At 60.0% G+C, this 18,097-nt stretch carries 19 protein-coding genes and 1 riboswitch; of the genes, 9 read left to right on the top strand and 10 right to left on the bottom strand.

Annotation, left to right across the window (positions count from 1 at the left end; all coding sequences use genetic code 11):
• The first annotated feature begins 29 nt into the window (after window positions 1–29).
• On the top strand, window positions 30–1,508 hold the full coding sequence (locus tag ACQZ48_RS07985; protein ID WP_448728724.1) for a sugar ABC transporter ATP-binding protein: 1,479 nt from the start codon (window positions 30–32) through the stop codon (window positions 1,506–1,508).
• Between the two features lie 14 nt (window positions 1,509–1,522).
• Window positions 1,523–2,311: an SDR family oxidoreductase gene (locus tag ACQZ48_RS07980; RefSeq protein ID WP_065115987.1), complete on the top strand. Its 789-nt coding sequence runs from the start codon at window positions 1,523–1,525 to the stop codon at window positions 2,309–2,311.
• A 196-nt stretch (window positions 2,312–2,507) separates the two neighbouring features.
• On the opposite strand, the gene ribB is transcribed toward ACQZ48_RS07980, so the two are convergent.
• Window positions 2,508–3,149 carry a 3,4-dihydroxy-2-butanone-4-phosphate synthase gene (gene ribB / locus ACQZ48_RS07975; protein WP_077983812.1) on the bottom strand — a complete coding sequence of 214 codons (642 nt, stop codon included), beginning with the start codon at window positions 3,147–3,149 and terminating at the stop codon, window positions 2,508–2,510.
• 120 nt (window positions 3,150–3,269) lie between these two features.
• Window positions 3,270–3,420, bottom strand: a riboswitch (FMN riboswitch).
• A 283-nt stretch (window positions 3,421–3,703) separates the two neighbouring features.
• On the opposite strand from ribB, the gene ACQZ48_RS07970 reads away from it, so the two are divergent.
• On the top strand, window positions 3,704–4,306 hold the full coding sequence (locus ACQZ48_RS07970; protein ID WP_443388336.1) for a hypothetical protein: 603 nt from the start codon (window positions 3,704–3,706) through the stop codon (window positions 4,304–4,306).
• Window positions 4,307–4,570: 264 nt separating this feature from the next.
• On the opposite strand, the gene ACQZ48_RS07965 is transcribed toward ACQZ48_RS07970, so the two are convergent.
• From ACQZ48_RS07965 to ACQZ48_RS07955, 3 genes are read right to left on the bottom strand one after another with little or no spacing between them, the layout of a single operon-like run.
• Window positions 4,571–5,278 carry a TIGR02281 family clan AA aspartic protease gene (locus ACQZ48_RS07965; RefSeq protein WP_077983810.1) on the bottom strand — a complete coding sequence of 236 codons (708 nt, stop codon included), beginning with the start codon at window positions 5,276–5,278 and terminating at the stop codon, window positions 4,571–4,573.
• A complete protein-coding gene (locus ACQZ48_RS07960; RefSeq protein WP_137410623.1) occupies window positions 5,275–5,466 on the bottom strand; it encodes a DUF1289 domain-containing protein in 192 nt (63 codons plus the stop codon). The genes ACQZ48_RS07965 and ACQZ48_RS07960 overlap by 4 nt, the downstream gene beginning before the upstream one ends.
• 19 nt (window positions 5,467–5,485) lie before the next feature.
• Window positions 5,486–6,271, bottom strand: a complete 786-nt coding sequence (locus tag ACQZ48_RS07955) for an adenosylcobinamide-GDP ribazoletransferase (protein WP_321186475.1) — start codon at window positions 6,269–6,271, stop codon at window positions 5,486–5,488.
• Between the two features lie 152 nt (window positions 6,272–6,423).
• On the opposite strand from ACQZ48_RS07955, the gene cobT reads away from it, so the two are divergent.
• Window positions 6,424–7,458, top strand: coding sequence for a nicotinate-nucleotide--dimethylbenzimidazole phosphoribosyltransferase (gene cobT, locus ACQZ48_RS07950; RefSeq protein ID WP_448728723.1), 1,035 nt, complete (start codon window positions 6,424–6,426; stop codon window positions 7,456–7,458).
• 8 nt (window positions 7,459–7,466) lie between these two features.
• Window positions 7,467–7,871 (top strand): diacylglycerol kinase, encoded by a 405-nt coding sequence (locus ACQZ48_RS07945; protein WP_448728722.1) that lies wholly within the window; start codon window positions 7,467–7,469, stop codon window positions 7,869–7,871.
• Between the two features lie 15 nt (window positions 7,872–7,886).
• Here the strand turns inward: ACQZ48_RS07945 and pdhS2 are convergent, their stop codons facing one another.
• The gene (gene pdhS2, locus ACQZ48_RS07940; RefSeq protein ID WP_077983806.1) at window positions 7,887–9,422 is read right to left on the bottom strand and encodes a two-component system sensor histidine kinase PdhS2; all 1,536 of its coding nucleotides are present in this window, start codon (window positions 9,420–9,422) and stop codon (window positions 7,887–7,889) included.
• A gap of 108 nt (window positions 9,423–9,530) precedes the next feature.
• On the opposite strand from pdhS2, the gene ACQZ48_RS07935 reads away from it, so the two are divergent.
• From ACQZ48_RS07935 to ACQZ48_RS07925, 3 genes are all read left to right on the top strand, one after another.
• Window positions 9,531–10,124, top strand: coding sequence for a thermonuclease family protein (locus ACQZ48_RS07935; protein WP_142911478.1), 594 nt, complete (start codon window positions 9,531–9,533; stop codon window positions 10,122–10,124).
• The gene (locus tag ACQZ48_RS07930; protein ID WP_162520293.1) at window positions 10,117–10,761 is read left to right on the top strand and encodes a uracil-DNA glycosylase family protein; all 645 of its coding nucleotides are present in this window, start codon (window positions 10,117–10,119) and stop codon (window positions 10,759–10,761) included. Before ACQZ48_RS07935 ends, ACQZ48_RS07930 begins: the two co-directional genes overlap by 8 nt.
• Window positions 10,762–10,831: 70 nt before the next feature.
• A complete protein-coding gene (locus ACQZ48_RS07925) occupies window positions 10,832–11,320 on the top strand; it encodes an Lrp/AsnC family transcriptional regulator (RefSeq protein ID WP_003507846.1) in 489 nt (162 codons plus the stop codon).
• 220 nt (window positions 11,321–11,540) lie between these two features.
• On the opposite strand, the gene ACQZ48_RS07920 is transcribed toward ACQZ48_RS07925, so the two are convergent.
• The 5 genes from ACQZ48_RS07920 to ACQZ48_RS07900 form a co-directional block, all read right to left on the bottom strand.
• Window positions 11,541–12,365 carry a class I SAM-dependent DNA methyltransferase gene (locus ACQZ48_RS07920; protein WP_173989391.1) on the bottom strand — a complete coding sequence of 275 codons (825 nt, stop codon included), beginning with the start codon at window positions 12,363–12,365 and terminating at the stop codon, window positions 11,541–11,543.
• A gap of 84 nt (window positions 12,366–12,449) precedes the next feature.
• Window positions 12,450–12,716 (bottom strand): usg protein, encoded by a 267-nt coding sequence (locus ACQZ48_RS07915; RefSeq protein WP_077983841.1) that lies wholly within the window; start codon window positions 12,714–12,716, stop codon window positions 12,450–12,452.
• Window positions 12,717–12,885: 169 nt separating this feature from the next.
• The gene (locus ACQZ48_RS07910) at window positions 12,886–13,716 is read right to left on the bottom strand and encodes an ABC transporter permease (protein ID WP_077983803.1); all 831 of its coding nucleotides are present in this window, start codon (window positions 13,714–13,716) and stop codon (window positions 12,886–12,888) included.
• On the bottom strand, window positions 13,713–14,516 hold the full coding sequence (locus ACQZ48_RS07905; RefSeq protein WP_077983802.1) for an ABC transporter permease: 804 nt from the start codon (window positions 14,514–14,516) through the stop codon (window positions 13,713–13,715). The genes ACQZ48_RS07910 and ACQZ48_RS07905 overlap by 4 nt, the downstream gene beginning before the upstream one ends.
• Before the next feature lie 112 nt (window positions 14,517–14,628).
• Complete coding sequence (locus ACQZ48_RS07900; protein WP_077983801.1) at window positions 14,629–15,402, bottom strand: ABC transporter substrate-binding protein; 774 nt, start codon at window positions 15,400–15,402, stop codon at window positions 14,629–14,631.
• 337 nt (window positions 15,403–15,739) lie between these two features.
• Between ACQZ48_RS07900 and ACQZ48_RS07895 the strand changes: the two genes are divergently transcribed.
• On the top strand, window positions 15,740–17,917 hold the full coding sequence (locus tag ACQZ48_RS07895; RefSeq protein ID WP_448728721.1) for an OmpA family protein: 2,178 nt from the start codon (window positions 15,740–15,742) through the stop codon (window positions 17,915–17,917).
• Window positions 17,918–18,097: the final 180 nt, after the last annotated feature.

Below are 18,097 nucleotides of genomic sequence, written 5' to 3'. Positions count from 1 at the left end.
ACTGCGATTATGTCCTGGGAGGTCCCGTCATGCGCGAGCCGGTTCTTTCGCTCCGTGGCATCAGCAAACGTTACGGTCCGCTCGAGGTTCTGAAAGCGGTCGATCTCGACGTCTATCCGGGCGAGGTGGTCGCGTTGCTGGGTGAAAACGGTGCGGGCAAGTCCACGCTGTCCGGCATCATCGCCGGTTCGCGTGAGCCGTCCGAGGGCAAGATGACGTGGCTCGGTGAGCCCTTTGCGCCGTCGTCGCCACGCGAGGCGATCGACAAGGGTGTCGTCCTCATTCATCAGGAATTGAAGCTTCTGCCGGAGCTTTCCATCGCCGAAAACGTCTTCATTGGCCGCTGGCCGATGAAAAACGGGGTTGTCGACCGCGCCGAGATGGTGCGCAGAGCCCAGCAGCAGCTGGCGCGCCTCAACCTCCACATTCCCGCAACCCGCAAGGTGGCGGGTCTCTCGACCGCGAACCAGCAACTGATCGAAATCGCCAAGGCGCTGGCGCTGGATGCTAAACTCCTGATCCTCGACGAGCCGACGGCCGCGCTTGGCGGTGCGGAAACGCAGGCGCTGTTCGAGCAGGTGCGCAAGCTGCGCGCCGAGGGCGTGGGCATCATCTATATTTCCCACCGCATGGAAGAGATCAAACAGATTACCGACCGTATCGTCGTGTTGCGCGACGGCGAGCGGGTGCATGAATTTGCCGACAGCGCGACGCCGGTGCGCACCATTGTTGAAAGCATGGTCGGCCGCTCGCTGGAACGCCTGTTCCCGGCGCTGCCGGAGCCGCAGGACAAGACGGTGCTGGAAGTGAAACGGTTGACTGGCGCGGACAATGCTTTCCGCGACATCAGCTTCAGCGTCCGCGCCGGTGAAATCCTTGGTATTGCCGGTTTGATCGGCGCGGGACGCACCGAGTTGGTGCGGGCCATTTCCGGTGCCGATCCGACTTTTGCAGGTGAGGTCCTGCTTGACGGAAAGGTGCTGACGCTGAAAAGCCCGGCAGACGCTATCGCCAAGGGCATCGTCATGGTGCCGGAAGACCGCAAGTTGCAGGGGCTGGTGGTGGAGCACGAGATCGGTGAAAACCTGATCTATGCCAATCTCGACCGTGTCGGCACCGGCTGGATCACGCCGCGCATCAAGCGCGCCTTTACAAGAGAGGCCATCGCCAGATTTGGGGTCAAGGGCCGTAGCGAACAGCCTGCCTCCGATCTTTCCGGCGGCAACCAGCAGAAGGTGGTCATCGCCAAATGGCTTGCCCGAAATCCGCGCGTGGTGGTGCTGGACGAGCCGACGCGCGGCATCGATGTCGGCGCGCGCGCGGGAATCTACGATATCATTGTCGGTCTGGCGAAAGACGGCGTGGCCGTCATCGTCGTCAGCTCCGATCTGGAAGAGGTGCTGGGCGTTTCGAACCGCATTCTCGTGCTCGCGCAGGGAAAACAGGCCGGCATCCTCAACCGCGACGAAGCAAACGATGTCTCTGTCATGGAACTGGCGACGATCTGAAGAAGGAAATAAAAATGTCCACCATCACCCTCAACGCGCCGAAATTGTTCGATCTTTCCGGTCAGGTGGCGCTTGTCACCGGCGCCGGCTCGGGCATCGGCCAGCGTATTGCCATGGGGCTTGCCCAGTCGGGCGCCAATGTCGCGCTGCTCGATCGCCGTACCGATGACGGTCTGGCGCAGACGGCTGATTTCATCGCCAAGGCCGGGCGCAAGTCGATCCAGATTGCTGCCGATGTCACCAGCAAGCAGGCGCTGACTGAAGCGGTTGCCCGCACGGAGGCAGAACTCGGCGCACTTTCGCTCGCCGTCAATGCGGCCGGCATCGCCAATGCCAATCCGGCCGAGGAGATGGAAGAAAGCCAGTTCCAGACGATGATGGATATCAACCTGAAGGGCGTTTTCCTCTCCTGCCAGGCGGAAGCCAATGCCATGCTGAAAAACGGCCGCGGCGCAATCGTCAACATTGCCTCCATGTCGGGCGTCATCGTCAATCGCGGGCTGATGCAGTGCCATTACAATGCCTCGAAGGCAGGCGTCATCCACATGTCGAAATCCATGGCGATGGAGTGGGTGGGGCGCGGCATCCGCGTCAACACCATCTCGCCGGGCTACACGGCGACGCCGATGAATACGCGGCCGGAAATGGTGCACCAGACCAAGCTGTTCGAAGAGCAAACGCCAATGCAGCGCATGGCGGGCGTGGATGAGATGGTCGGTCCGGCGATCTTCCTGCTGTCAGATGCGGCTAGTTTCGTGACGGGCGTGGATCTGCTGGTGGATGGCGGTTTCTGCTGCTGGTAGGGTTTTCGACGCGGAAGTATTGAGCTTCCTGGTCTGATAAACATGGACGTCCGTGCCAACCGACGGTTCACCACACTCCACGTCATCCTCGGGTCAAGCCCGAGGATGACGGAGCTGGGAGGTTTCAGCACTTCAGTTACCGATTTCACGCCCGGCTTGCGCCGGGCGTTTTCGTACTCACAACACGAGCAGCAGCTCACGCAACCTGCTTCTGCGCCACTTCCTCGACAACCTCGCCCTTGAGGTAAGCGACAAGGTCCTTGATGGTCACGACGAGCAGGCCGTGGCGTTCGGCGAAAACCTTGAGCTGGGGCAGGCGGGCCATCGTTCCGTCGTCATTGGCGACTTCGCAGATGGTGCCGGAGGGGTATTTTCCGGCGAGGCGGCAGAGGTCCACGGCGGCTTCGGTATGACCGGTGCGGCCAAGGACGCCCTGAGGGTTGGCACGCAGCGGGAAGATGTGGCCGGGACGGGCGAAATCTTCCGGGCGCGATTCCTCGGAGACCAGCGCGCGAACAGTCTTTGCCCGGTCGGCGGCGGAAATGCCGGTCGTGGTGCCTGGAATATAGTCCACCGAGACGGTGAAGGCCGTCTTGAGGGATTCGGTATTGCGCGACACCATCAGCGGAATGTCGAGCGCATCGAGACGCTCGCCCGGCATGGCGACGCAGATCAACCCGCGCGCATGGTTCATCATGAAGGCGATCTGTTGTGGGGTGATGCTGTCGGAGGCGGCGATGATATCGCCTTCATTTTCGCGGTCTTCGTCGTCAACGACAATCACCATCTCGCCACGGGAAATGGCTTCGATGGCGTCTTCAATTCTAGCAATGGTCATTTTCTTTCAAGCCTTTCAAGGGTTATGCCGTTTTGCGGCATTTTCGCGCTTAGAGAAGCGCCAAATATCCCTTGGGCGAACAATGCAATGCGGAGCCCGCTCACGCGCGTGCGTCCTATGCCTTGTCCTCTTCCATCCGGACTATACCGTCGGCTCCGGCCTCTCACCGGATCTGCTGACCTTCCGGCTTTGGAGACCGGAAGCGCTCGCGGGCTCCGGGAAAAATCCCGATACCGCCGGTGGGGAATTGCACCCCGCCCTGAGAACGGAACCAACATAATTTATCCAATGGGGAGGAATCAAGGGGCGATGGTTCGTCGAACAAGAATCGCACAGAAAGAAATCTCTCGGAAAATGGTTCCTGCGAGCATTTTATTTCAGCGTGGTTCAGGTCGAGTTCCTGCTCAATATTTCCGTCGAAACAAGCCCGATATTGGTGTAAAAAACCGTTGCCCGCCATTTGAATTGTTATATTTATATTGTTAATTTTGTTTGTGATTTTTATATTTCATTTATTAAAAGTAAATATAATTTATATTTAAAAGGATTGTTGCATGTCAGCGACGCAGCAAATATCTGAAAGTCCGCAATTGCTCGCCGCGATGGTCGCGGCGTCCACTGCTTTTACACTGTGGATACTTGGACAGTTTGTAGCGGTGGGGGTAGGATTCTGGAAAAAGTCCCGAGAAAAAGAGAAATTTATTAGGTCTCTCTATGCTGAGATCGACTTTAATACAGCCGATATGGCGATCTTTCTTGCCGCGCCTATTTCCTATGTGACTTTCAGGGAGCGTATCATGGAAAACAAAGATTTCGTTCCGCACATTACAGATGCACGACACACCCATTTCTATCTGAAGAATATCGATTCAATATCGGCCACTGGAAGAGAGTATATTGGCGATGTCGTCTATTTCTATGGTGTTCTGGATAAAATTCGCGCCAAGATAGATGGAATATACCGGAAGAGTTTCACCAATATTTCACTCGAGGGTCGAGAAAGTGCCATTCGCAGCCTCTACGAACACGCGGAAGAGGCAAAGAAAACCGGCGAGAATCTTTTGCAGACGATGGAACGAAAATACAGGGGATACAAACTAAAGCGAAAAATCCGTTCGCCGGGCATCTCAAAAAAACAAAAAGCGCCGAAACCATAGTTCGACGCTTCGCTTCTTACAGTGGAAGCACGCTTAGATCAAAGTAGGATAGGATCTGGACCGATCATGTTGAGAACTCCCGCGTTGAATATGTAATCTTGTCTCATGATCAGTGTGGCATGTCAATGATTTGCCGAAGTGACAAAATTTGCGAGTAAGCCGCCGGTTTCAGCGGTCAGTGTCGGCCAACCTTTCCCTCGTTACTTCACATATATTGTGATGAAAGCGTTTGATCGCAAGATAAGAGCCTTCTCCGAGAGAAGCTTACCGATCCCGCAAACGCAATTCATCGGTCTGCATCTGCAGTGAGCCGAGCGTCGACAAGAAGCTCATGCCGAGCAGGCTCTGGCCCAATTGGCCATCCTGCGCGACGAGGGCGGGGATGTTGCGTCTGGCTATGGGGCCGATGCCGATTTCGGAGAGCGTAACGGGGGCAGCCGCCGTGCGGCCATTCGCGGTCATGACAGGTACGGTATAGCGGAGGTTTGTGGTGTCGATGCCGATTGCTGCCGCATCCGCATTGGCGAGGACCACCGAGCTTGCGCCGGTATCGACCAGCATATGGATCGTCTTGCCCTCGACGGTGACATTCGCCTCGAAATGGCCGCTCATCGATTTATGCAGCACGATCTCCTGTTCACCGCCTGATGTCGTCACTACCACGGCACGACCGGGCATCAGGCCGCCGAGCAGCCGGTCGCCGAAGGATTGCAGATCGTAGCGATAGAGATAGAGCGAGACGAGGCCGAGAATGATGACGAGCCAGACAGCGAGCTGGCGGATGACGGTACTGAGGCTGCCGCGTCTTCCCGCCAGAATGCCGGCGGATAACAGGCCGGCAATCGGCAGAAGATAAAGCACGTGGGCGAATTGATCATTGTCGATACCGAGCGTTCGGCCGCCGTCGTGATTGATGAGAAGCAGGCCAAGGCCGACGGCCAGCAGAAGGAGAACGATGGTCAGCCTGTTCATGCGGTATGTGTCTCCTTGGCGGTCTTGGGCAGGTTTGCCAGTCTTTGCGGCAGCAACGCCATGATTTCGCGCCTCTTCTCGTCGCTATATCCCGCCCAGCCGCCGATTTCATCCAGCGTACGGCCGCAGCCGATGCAGAGGCTCACGGTTTCATCGAGGCGGCAGATATGAATGCAGGGTGTTTCCATGATGATTTATATCAGGCCGTCACGCTGCAAGGGCAAGGGCGACGAGAATCACGATCTCCGTGATCTGCTGGCAGGCGCCGATGGTGTCGCCGGTATGGCCGCCGATCTTGCTGTCGCAGAGCCTGCCGAAAAACGCCGCCGCCAGAAAGGCTGCCGCCAGCACAAGGGCAATCGACAGAAGAGGCAGGGCGTGCAGCGTGAAGAGTGTGAAAAGCAGCAGCCCGATCACCAGCGCGATGTTGCGCTCGTTTGTTCCCGGCTGGCCGGCGCCGGCAGCGATTCCGGAGGTTTTGGCAGCGGGCAGGGACTGCCAGTGCCACACCATCGGGGCGCGGCTGAGGACGAGTGCGGCAATCAGGCAGGCGGCGGCGGTTTTTCCCGGCAGGGTCTCGACCAGCGATGCGAGTGCCGTGGCGCGCAGCGCGAAGGACAGGACCATGGCGATGGTGCCATAGCTGCCAATGCGGCTGTCTTTCATGATCTCAAGGGTGCGGGCCTTGTCCTTGCCGCTGCCGAAACCGTCAGCCGTGTCGGCCAGCCCGTCCTCATGCAATGCGCCTGTGATGAGCGCTGTCAGGCCGATGGCAAGCCAGCCCGTGAGCTGCGGTGACGCGTCGAAACCGGCGAAAACCACCACCAGGAAAGCGGCGGGCAGGGCGATCAGCAGGCCGGCGGCTGGAAAGGCGCGGGCAGTGCGACGCATCGACACGCCGTCGGTATTGTCGAAAAACCGTGAGGGAACCGGCAGGCGGCTGAGAAAGGCAACGGAATGCATGACATCTGTTATAAAATCCCCGGCCTTCATGCTCTCTCCGTTGCCGTCGCTGCATTTCCGGTTGTTCCGCGGCGCATCCGCGATTATGAGAGGCGCAACAAAGACCGATTTGCCGGAAAACACAAGTTCCGGACGCATGAGCCGATGCGAAAGCCAACCCGGCGATGAGAGAGACAGATATCATGAGCATGAGCGGATTGCCCTTCGACGATTTTCGCGCGCTGCTGCGCGAGCTTCCCGGCCCGGATACCCATGCGCTTGTGGCGGCCAAGGAGCGCAATGCGCAGCTGACCAAGCCTGCCGGTTCGCTCGGACGTCTGGAGGAAATCGCCATGTGGCTCGCCGCATGGTCCGGCCGTTCGCCCGCCGTCACCCGTCCGCTGGTGGCGATTTTCGCCGGCAACCACGGCGTCACCCGGCATGGGGTTACGCCCTATCCGACATCGGTTACCCAGCAGATGGTGGAGAATTTTGCGGCAGGCGGTGCGGCAATCAACCAGATCTGTGTTGCAAACGATCTTGGCCTGAAGATTTTCGATCTGGCGCTGGATTATCCGACCGGCGACATTACCTGCGAACCGGCGCTTTCGGAGCGCGACTGTGCCGCCACCATGGCCTTCGGCATGGAAGCGATTGCCGGCGGCACCGATCTGCTCTGCGTCGGTGAAATGGGCATTGGCAACACCACGATTGCGGCTGCGATCAATCTTGCGCTTTATGGCGGCACGGCGGAAGAATGGACCGGTCCCGGCACCGGCTCGGAAGGCGACGTCATGGCCCGCAAGATCGCCGCCGTGAAGGCCGCGGTGGAGTTCCACAAGGACCATCTGTCCGATCCGCTCGAAATCATGCGCCGTCTCGGCGGACGCGAAATCGCGGCGATTGCCGGTGCGATCCTTGCGGCGCGCGTGCAGCGCATCCCCGTCCTGATCGACGGTTATGTGGCGACGGCTGCTGCCGCTCTCCTCAAGGCTGCCAATCCTTCGGCGCTCGACCATTGCCTGATCGGCCATGTCTCGGGCGAGCCCGGCCATCTGGCCGCCGTCGAAAAGCTCGGCAAGACGCCGCTCCTGGCGCTTGGTATGCGTCTCGGTGAAGGCACGGGGGCAGCGCTTGCCGCCGGTATCGTCAAGGCCGCCGCCGCCTGCCATTCCGGCATGGCGACGTTCGAAGCGGCGGGTGTGGACACCCGCATCAGCCCGCCCACCGAGCATTGAGGTCAAAAATGGACGCGACGCCGCAAAAACCGCAACCGGAACCCGTCTTTCGCAAGGAAAAAGGCTGGCGGCATCTTTTTGCCGCCGCCCGCTATTCCGTGCAGGGGCTTGGCCGGCTGTGGCAGGAGGCGGCGTTCCGGCACGAAGTTCTCGCCTTCGGCGTGGGGCTCGCGCTGCTTCTGGTGGCCGGCGCGCCGTTCGCGCATCTTCTCGTTTTCACGGTGCTGATGCTGCTCCTGTTTTCGGTTGAGGCGCTGAATACGGCGATCGAGGAGCTGGTGGACCGCATTTCGCCGGAAATCTCCTCGGTCGGACGGCACGCCAAGGATCTCGGCTCCTTTGCCGTCTTCTGCCTGTTGCTGGCGAACGGACTTTTCGTGCTGTATTCGCTGGTGACGATGCTGTTCTTCTAAAAGCGTCTTTGCGGCTCAAGCGAAGGAGCGCCGGCGCGGCTGGATGGCGTGGGTTTCTTCCACGGCCGGCAGGCTCTGCAACACACGTTTTGCCGGCAGGATGGCGATCCCTTCGGTGCCTTCGCGCAACTTCGATTTCAGGATGAACTGGCCATCATGCTTGGCGAGGATGGCCTGGACGATGGGCAGGCCAAGGCCGGTTCCCTGTTCCGCGCTCTTGATCGCAATCGATCCTTGACCGAAGGCGGACAGCACCACCGGAATTTCATCTTCGGGAATGCCGGGGCCGTTATCCCTGATCGAAACATATTGCCCGCCGCCCGCCGTCCAGCCGGCCTTCACCAGAATCTCGCCGCCCTGCGGGGTGAATTTCACCGCATTGGAGAGCAGGTTGAGAATGACCTGACGGATGGATTTCTCGTCGGCCCAGACCTGCGGCAGGCTGCTTTCGAACTGCTGGGAAATCCGGATATTCTTGGCGCGGGCGCGCAGCTGGATCATGCCGATGCAGTCCTCGGCGATTTCCAGCATGGAGATGGATTCCTCGTTGAGATCGTAACGGCCGGCCTCAATGCGCGACAGGTCGAGGATTTCGTTGATGAGGTCGAGCAGATGCTGGCCGGAGCGGTGGATATCGCCGGAATATTCCTTGTAGAGCGGATTGTTGAGCGGACCGAGCACCTCTGAAGACATGACCTCGGAGAAGCCGAGAATGGCGTTGAGCGGGGTTCTGAGCTCATGCGACATGGAGGCGAGAAAGCGCGATTTCGCCAGATTGGCTTCTTCCGCACGTCGCCGCGCCTCGTCGGACATCGAATTGGCGACTTCGAGTTCGGCGATCAGGTCGTCTTTCTCCGTCTGAGATGACAGGAGCTTGATGCTGGTCTGGTAAAGCCGGCTGGTGATGCGATGACAGAAGAGGATGGCCATGCCGAACATCAGCGCGAGACCGACATCGAAAGGATTGCGCGAGATTGCCGAAGTCATGCAGAGAGCCGCAAGCACCGGCAAAAAGGTCATGAAGGTCGCCCGCCGCAGCATGAAATTGGCCATGGCGGTGAGCGAAAGCGCGATCAGCAGCGTCGAGCCCTTGAAGAAAAGGACGAGCGTCGGGTCGTTGCGAACCGGTTCGGTCAGCGCAAACATCGCCCAGGCGCAGCCGATGAGTATCTGCATGCCGAGGAAGAGGCTTTTCCAGCGCTTAAGATTGTCGGCCGTGATTTCCTGTTTTGCCGCACGCTTGGCCAAGAGCAGAGAGAAAGCGTGGAAGCTCAGCGCCATCAACGACCAGATGATCAGACTGATGTCGCGGGTGATGTAAAGGCCGATGATGGAGGCGAGCACGATGAAAAGCGGCATGATCATCGCGCCCTGCAGGGTTTCGGCGATGTGCATGGTCAGCATTTCGCGTTCATAGGCGTCGCTTGCGCCGGCCCCTTGTTGCAGGCGTTCACGCGTCGTCTTCACCGTGTCGAAAACCGCCTTGTTGCGGTGTTTTTTCGACCGGTCGACGATGATCTTGTCGGTGGACGTGCTGACGCTTTTACTCATTGTTACAACGCAGGGTGACATGAACCCTTGCAGACTACGCGCAAAATCTTAAGAAGATGCTGCTCGGAAAGGATTTGTTTGCCATTTCTGACAAGGGTTTGTTGTTACATGAGACGAAATGGAGGCAAGAGCAGGCGTTTTTCTGCATTTCGCGATGGCGGACTTTTTGTCGCCACGGTTTTTCTCGGCATTCTGATTGCCGCCAAGCTCGACCAGATCAACAGCGAGACCTATAACGGCCGCTTCTTCGTGATCGACGGCGATACGCTCTCGATGGGTGAGGAACGTTTCCGGCTGCTTGGCATCGATGCACCCGAGCTTGCGCAGACATGCCTGCGTGGCAGCGAAAGCTGGCCGTGCGGCGAGGAGGCGCGTCGTGTTCTGCAAAGGCTGGCCGGGGTGGCCGACTTTTCCTGTTCCGGCAGTTCCAGGGACAGTTACGGGCGGCGGCTGGTTTATTGTTCCGCCGGCGGCAGGGATGTCTCGTCGGAAATGGTGTCGGCGGGTTTTGCCGTCGCATCCGGTTATTTCCAGTTTTCCAGCGAGCAGGCGGCGGCGCGCAGGCGGGAACGCGGAATCTGGGCGGGAGAATTCGAAAAACCGTCGCAATGGCGGCGGGAGCATCGCGGCGCGGATCTGGAAACGCCGCCGTGGGGTTTTCTCACAATTGTCCGTCATCTTCTGGGGTGGGATCATGGTTGAGCTGGCGCCGGTGCGTGATGACGGGCTGGACGGATTACGCGGCGAAATCGCGCGCTGTCGGCTCTGTCGCGACAAGCCGCTCAAGGGAATGGCCGATCGCCTGCCGCACGAACCCAGGCCGGTGGTCGTCATGTCGACCAAGGCGCGCATCCTGATTGCAGGGCAGGCGCCGGGGCTTCGCGTACATGAAACAGGGCTGCCGTTCAACGACGCCTCGGGCGACAGGCTGCGCCTGTGGCTGAACGTCGATCGGCAGACGTTCTACGATCCGGATCGTTTCGCCATCGTGCCCATGGGCTTTTGTTTTCCCGGTTATGACGAGAAGGGCAGCGACCTGCCGCCCCGGCGCGAATGTGCGCCGCAATGGCGTGAGCGGGTAATGGCGGCGATGCCGCAGGTGGAGCTGATCCTCGCTGTCGGCCAATATGCGCAGGCGTTTCACCTGGGGGAAAGGCGGCGCAAGACCATGACGGAAACGGTGCAGGACTGGCGCAGCTATCTCCACGCGAATTCCGGTCCCGGAATTCTTCCCTTGCCGCATCCAAGCTGGCGCAATACCGGCTGGCTGAAGAAGAACCCGTGGTTCACGTCGGAACTGCTGCCAGTTCTGCGGCAATATGTGGAAATGCGGCTTTAGTGAAACAATTTTCTGTTTTTTTGCGAAAATTAGTGTATTGAAAGGAAATTAATTCAGGAGGATAGACGCATTGGATCGCCTTGACCGTAAGATTTTGCGCATTCTGCAAGAGGATTCCACGCTGGCCGTTGCCGATCTGGCGAAAAAGGTCGGTCTTTCCACGACGCCCTGTTGGCGGCGTATCCAGAAGATGGAGGAAGACGGCGTCATCCGCCGGCGCGTGGCCTTGCTCGATCCGGTCAAGGTCAATACCAAGGTCACGGTATTTGTTTCCATCCGCACAGCCTCCCATTCCATTGAGTGGCTGAAGCGTTTCTCCGAGGTGGTTTCCGAGTTTCCGGAAGTCGTCGAATTTTACCGCATGAGCGGCGATGTCGATTATCTGCTGCGCGTGGTAGTGCCCGATATTGCGGCCTATGACGCCTTCTATAAGCGCATGATCGCCAAGATCGAAATTCGCGATGTCTCCTCCGCCTTCGCGATGGAGCAGATCAAATATACGACCGAGCTGCCGCTCGATTACATGCTGCTGGACAATCCAAAATCCGGCGAGGAGTGATCCGCCGCCAATCCGGTTTTGGAGCAATGCCCTTTCCGGTAGTCGGGGAGGGCATTTTTCGTTTTGCGGGTTTAGGTGACGGAAAATCGAATCTCTTCAAGCCGCTGGGTGGTCTTGATGAGATATTGATTCAGCAAAGAAGCAGACGTGGCGTTGAAACGAGCGTCCGCCGCTTGTTTCTTCTCCCCGGCGGAGAGAAGAAAGATGCCGCGACGCTGCCTCAGCCTTTGAGCTTGGCGATAATCAGATGGCCGGGCGTCGGATTGCCGTCCTGCATGCGCACGTTGATGTCGGTCACTTCAACGACCTCGAAACCGGTCGCGGCCAGTCTTTCCCGAACATAGGTTTCCGCATGGGCGAAACGCTGGTGCGGGCCGACCATATAGGGACGTCCGGCCAGGGTATCTTCGGGCAGGGTTTCCGACGAGAAGATCAGCAGGCCACGGGCGTTGAGGTTTTCGGCGGCGCCGAAAAACAGTGGCTCCAGCGCGCCGAGATAGGGCAGCACATCGGTGGCAGTGATGATGTCGAAAGGTTCGTCGTCATTGTCTTCAAGAAAATCCTCGGCTTCGGCGACGTAGAGCGTCTCGTAGAGGTCTTTCTCGTGGGCGATTTCGACCATGTTTTCGGAAATGTCGATGCCGGTGATGTCGTCTGCCATATCGCGCAACGCTTCGCCGGTGAGGCCGGTGCCGCAGCCGAGATCGAGCAGGCGCTTGAAGGGACCGAGGTTCAGCGTCTGCAGCCGCTGGCGCACCATCATCGGCACGGCGTAACCGAGCTGCTCGACAAGAATGTCCTCGAAAGCTTCGGCGTGCTGGTCGAACAGGGTTTCGACATAGGCGTCAGGCGCTTTCGGCGGGGTTTCGCCCCGGCCCATGGCGGCGATGCGCACGGCCGCGCCGCCGTGATCGTCCGGATCGATGGCCAGAACCTCTTCATAGGCCTTGACCGCCGCGTCCACATCGCCGGCTTTTTCAAGCGCGAGCGCACGGTTATAGGCCTCGGCAAGCGCCTCTTCGTCGATTTTCTGGTTCTTCGTCATCGTGCCTTATCCGTCAGCATCTTCAGTTGAGGTTTGCTGTAAGCCGCATCGGGGACGGGCGCAATGTTTATGTGGTGCGACGGCTCAGTGGATGATGAACTCCCCTTTGAGCGCGCGCCATTCCTGCGCCGAGATTACCTGCCGGTGCACGTAGCGGACGGAGTGCAGCGGTCCGTCGAGCTTTTCCTTCCAGAATTGGAGGAAGCCATGCATTTCGGGGAAGTCTGGGGCAAGATCATAGTCCTGCCAGACATAGGTCTGGAGAACCAGCGGATGATCCGGCAGGCGATAAAATATCTGGGCGGTGGTGAGGCCGTAGCCCCTCAGCATCATTTCCATGTCCTTGTTCATGACGGCGGTTCCCGTTTCCATGATTGCCGATCACAGCGTTGCCGCTGTATCGAATATGGGAACACGTCATGGTTAACCCAAGCTTGCCAAAGACATGGATACGTCACAAATTTGTTATATTTTTCAGAGTGTTGGCAGCCTCTCCTGATGAGTGCTGCCAACTTTGCGGCTAGCGCTTGAGGTGACGGGTCAGGCGTGCTTCCAGCCATGCCCAGACATGCCGCAGCGTTTCGACGATCGCCAGGTAGAAGATCGCGGCCCAGAGGTAGGCCTGATAGTCGAAGGTGCGGGAGAAGGCGTAACGGGTCTGGCCCATCAGGTCGAAGACCGTGACGATCGAGACCACGGCCGAACCCTTGATCATCAGGATGATCTCGTTGCCATAGGGACGCAGCGCCACGATGAGCGCCTGCGGCAGGATGATCTTGCGGAAAGTGACGAGTTTCGACAGGCCGAGCGAGGCGGCGCCCTCATGCTGGCCGCGCGGTACGCTGCGGATCGCGCCGCGCAGGATTTCGGCCTGATAGGCGGCGGTGTTGAGTGTGAGCGACAACAGGCCGCAATACCAGGCCTCCCGGAAGAACCACCACAGGCCGACGGTTTCCAGCCCCTGGCGGAAACTGCCGAGGCCGTAATAGATCAGGAAAAGCTGCGCCAGTAGCGGCGTGCTGCGGAAGACATAGACATAGGCATAGGCCAGCGCGCCGACGATGCGGTTTTCCGACATGCGGCCGAAGGCGATCGGCACGGAAAGAATGGCGCCGAGAATGATCGAGCTGCCGACGAGGGTGATGGTGGTGATGAGACCGTCGATATAGCGCGGTCCGTAGCGCTGGAATTTGTCCCAGTCCCAGCCCTCGATCATGGCGAAGATCAGCGCGGCGGCGAGCAACAGCCAGAGCGTGATGACGGCGACGCCGACGATGCGCGAAATATTGAGCGGCTTGTCCGCGACGGCCGGTGCGGGGCGGGGCGGGATGAGTTCCTGAATATGGCTCATCTGCTCGCCTCCGACTTGCGCGACCAGCGATCGATGAAGCCTATGCCAATGGAGGATAGCAGCGCGAGGATGAGGTAGAGCAGGCAGGCGATGCTGTAGAAGAAGAAGGCTTCCTTGCTGACGCGGGCGGCGATGCCCGTCTGGCGAACGATATCGGCAAGGCCGATGATCGACACATAGGACGTGTCTTTGAGCAGGATGACCCAGAGATTGGTCATGCCGGGCAGGGCGATGCGGACAAGTTGCGGAATGATGATGAGCACCATTGTGCGGCCCCGCGAAAGCCCCAGCGCCGCACCCGCCTCATATTGTCCCTTCGGTATGGCCTTGAAGGCGGAGAGCAGCACTTCAGACGCATAGGACGAAAACACCACCGAGAGCGCCACCATGCCGGCCACGAAGGCGTTGATCTCGATCGGACCGGTGAAGCCGACATAACCGGCCGCCGATTGCAGCAGCATCTGGATGCCGTAATAAACGATGAAGAGCGTCAGCAGTTCCGGCAGGCCGCGGAAGATGGTGGTGTAGATGCCGGTCGCCAACCGCAGCGATTTTTCTTCCGATTGTGCGGCGAGCGCGATGAGAAAACCGATCAGCAGCCCCACGGGCAGGGTGGCAAGCGCCAACGAGATGGTGACCTTGACGCCGAAGGCGATTTCATCGCCCCAGCCCGCATCGCCGCAGGCGACGAGAGTGCCGTTTCCGAAAAGCGAGAAGAGACCGACCGGCCCGCAAAAGGGATCGAGAAGTGTCGAGACATAGGTCCAGAACGCACCTATGGCGGAAAATGCTCCGCTCATGCCAATTTTCCCCTGCGGTCTTAAGCCGCCGTGATTGTTATTGTGACGTTTTCAAACAAAAATGGCGGAAGGGCAACCCTTCCGCCACGAGATTTCAACAGGCCGAACGGGCTTACTCGCCGTAAACGTCGAAATCGAAGTACTTTTTGTTGATCTCCTGATACTTGCCGCTGGCACGAATGGCGGCGATGGCGGCGGTGAACTTGTCGGCAAGCGCCGTGTCACCCTTGCGCACGGCGACGCCCGCACCATTGCCGTTGATCTCGACATCGACCGGAAGCGGCGTCAGGATCTTGCAGCAGGCGCCCGCATCCGTCTTCAGCCATTCCGACAGCACGACGATATCGTCGATGACGGCGTCGATACGGCCATTGGCGATGTCGAGCTTATATTCGTCGGCGGTCGGATACATCTTCACGTCGGCATCCGGGAAATGCTTTTCTGCATAGTTGGAGTGGGTGGTGGAACCTTGCGCGCCGAGCGCCTTGCCCTTCAGATCGTCGACGGACTTGATCGGAGAATCCTTCGGCACGGCGATGGCCGGCGGGGTGTTGTAATATTTCTTGGAGAAGTCGACCTTCTCGAGACGCTCGGGCGTGATCGACATGGACGCGATGATGGCGTCGAACTTCTTGGCCTGAAGGGCGGGAATGATGCCGTCCCAGTCATTGGTGACGAAGGTGCACTCGGCCTTCATTTGTTCGCACAGAGCCTTGGCGATGTCGATGTCGAAGCCGGTCAGTGTGCCGTCGGCTTCGAGATTGTTGAAGGGCGGGTAGGCGCCTTCCGTGCCGATGACGATCTTGTCCTGCGCAAGCGCAGCGCCCGAAAACAGCGAGATGGCGGCAATCGATACGGCTGCGAGCAGACGGGTGGAAATAGGCATTTCGATCCTCTCTTTTGGTCGTTCATCCGCGGTCTGTTGTTGTTTTCAGTGCGGACGCCATGGGCGCCGGGCGCAGCGGTGTACCGCCTGCCGCCTGAGCGCGATTGGGATTATTCATCCGGTTGGTCAAAAAATGCAACTGCAATATTAGTGATCGCGTTTGTGCCGCAGAGCTTCCACGAAAAGGCCTTGATCTGTTCATTTCCGGTACAGAAGCATCTGGTCATCATGGGAACCGGAGCGTGTGTTAGGCGTTGAACAGCGCCTGCGTGCCAAGCCGGGCCCACGACGTCGCATAATTTGCGACCCATAAATGACGGCAGATGAGGAAGCACTGATGCTGAAGAAGAAAAACACATTGCTGACCGGGGTGGTTTTTCCGCTCATGTCTCTCGCGATCGCGGTCGAGCCAGCAGCGGCGGGCTTTGCCGGTGCGTCCCGCGCGCAGGCGCCGATCTCGCAGGTAGCGCCCGGACAGATCATTCTGGCGCAGGCGGAGCCGGCACAGGAAAACCCGGAAGAGGAACTCAAGAAGAAGCGTCAGCAGGCGGAGGAGGCGCAGCCCCAGGCCGAGCCCAAGCGTGAGGAACGCGCCCCGGAGCCCCAGCGCGAGCCGGAGCCAAAGCGCGAGGCGCCTCCAGAACCGCAGCAGCGTGAGGCGCGTCCCGAACCGGTACCTGCCGAGCAGCCGCAGGAGCGTCCCCGCACGCCTGAGCGCGCGAAGGAACCGCAGGGCGAGGGCGAACAGCGCCCGGCCCGCCAGCGCGAAGCAGCCCCGGAAGCAGCGCCTGCCGAACAGCAGCCGCAGGAACGCCCGCGCAAGCCCGCCCGCGCTGAACAGCCGGCCGCAGAGGGCGAGCAGCGACCCGAGCGCCCGCGCAGGGAGCCAGCGAAGGAACCGGCCGCCGAGCAGCAGCCTGCCGCGCGGCCTGAAAATTCCGAGCAGCCTGCCAAGCCCGCGCCCGAGAAGAAGCCGGTAGAAGAAAAAGCACCGGAGCAGAAAGCGGCACCTGCCGAAAAACCCGTGCCCGAGAAGAAACCCGCAGCGCCCGAGCCGGCTGCGAAAGAAGCACCGGTTCCGACAGAGGCGCCCATGCCCGCACGCCCGCCTGCGCCCGAAGCACAGCCCAACCCCGCTCCCGGCCAGCAGCCTTCAGAGCAGCCACCGGTTAAGGGTGAACCCGCAGCCCCACTGCCGGGCACACCGACGCCGCCGCCAAGCGGTGCGACGACCGGACAGGCGCCGGCCGGAGAAGCCGTTCCCAATCAGGTCGCTATTCCACAAACGGAAGCGCCGCCGATGACGAAGGAAGAGCTGGACAAGGCCAAGGCAATCGCCAAGGACCCGTCCAAGACCGCCGATACCGTCATTCTGCCGGTCGACAAGGGCGCCGCCGTTCTCGACAGCGACAAGGAAGTGGAACGTTCCGGCAATCGCCAGACCCGCGAGGAGCGCCGCCGTGAACGCGAACAGGCGGGTGACGTGAAGGTTCCGACCTCCGACGCGGAGGCGCAGCGCGCCGGCGCGGCCGAAGGCAAGGCTCCGCCGCCGCCCGTCAAGATGGAGGCCATCACCTCGCAGCAGGGCGAGCGTGTCGACCGTCGCCCGCAATATGAGCGGCCGGAAGGCGTGCGCGAATGGCAGCCACGCGAAGGCCGCCCGCGTGATCGCGACCGCAATGCGCCGATCATCCTGCAATTCGGCGACCGCGTCGTGGTGCGCGGCGACGACAGCCAGCGCTTCATCCGCGATGGTGGCGAGCCCTATTACGAGCGTCTGCCCGGCGGCCGTGTCCGCGAAACCGTGGAGCGCCGTGACGGAACGCAGGTGGTGACGATCCGCAACCGTTATGGCGACGTGATCCAGCGCTCGCGCATCGACGATCGCGGCCGCGAATATGTGCTGTTCTATGCGCCGGAACTGATGGAAGATCCCGACCGCGACTACGTCTATCGCGATCCGGGCCTCGACCTGCCGCCGATGCGCCTGCGCATTCCCGTGACGGACTACATCATCGACACCTCGAGCGATCCGGACCGCGATTATTATCGCTTCCTGGAACAGCCGCCGGTCGAGCCGGTGGAGCGGGTCTATTCGCTGGATGAAGTGCGGTATTCGGCCCGTATCCGCGACAAGGTGCGCCGTATCGACCTCGATACCATCACCTTCGCCACCGGCAGCGCCGAAATTCCGATGGCGCAAGCCCGTTCGCTGCGCAAGGTGGCGGATGCAATCAACAAGGCGCTGGATAAAAATCCGGGTGAAACCTTCCTGATCGAAGGTCATACCGATGCCGTCGGTTCGGATGAAAGCAATCTCGTTCTGTCCGACGAGCGCGCCGCCTCCGTCGCCAATGTGCTGACCGATGTCTACGGTATTCCGCCGGAAAACCTCGCGACACAGGGCTACGGCGAGCGCTACCTGAAGGTCCAGACGCTCGGCCCGGAACAGCAGAACCGCCGCGTCACCATCCGCCGCGTGACGCCGCTGGTGAAGCCGGTCGCTCAGAACTGATTGGGTTCTGATAAAAAAAAGGGCCCGGAAGGCGTAAGCTCTCCGGGCCTTTTTGTTGTCGTGACGGGTCTTTCCTGCAACTCGACGTCATCCTCGGGCTCGTCCCGAGGATCCAATCACGTCTCACCGGACGAGGCGTCGCAGATGTCCGGGACAGGCCCGAGCATGACGGAGGGGAAG

It is taken from the genome of Agrobacterium sp. 22-209-1 (assembly GCF_053522485.1).
This window is presented reverse-complemented; position numbering and strand designations above follow the sequence as displayed.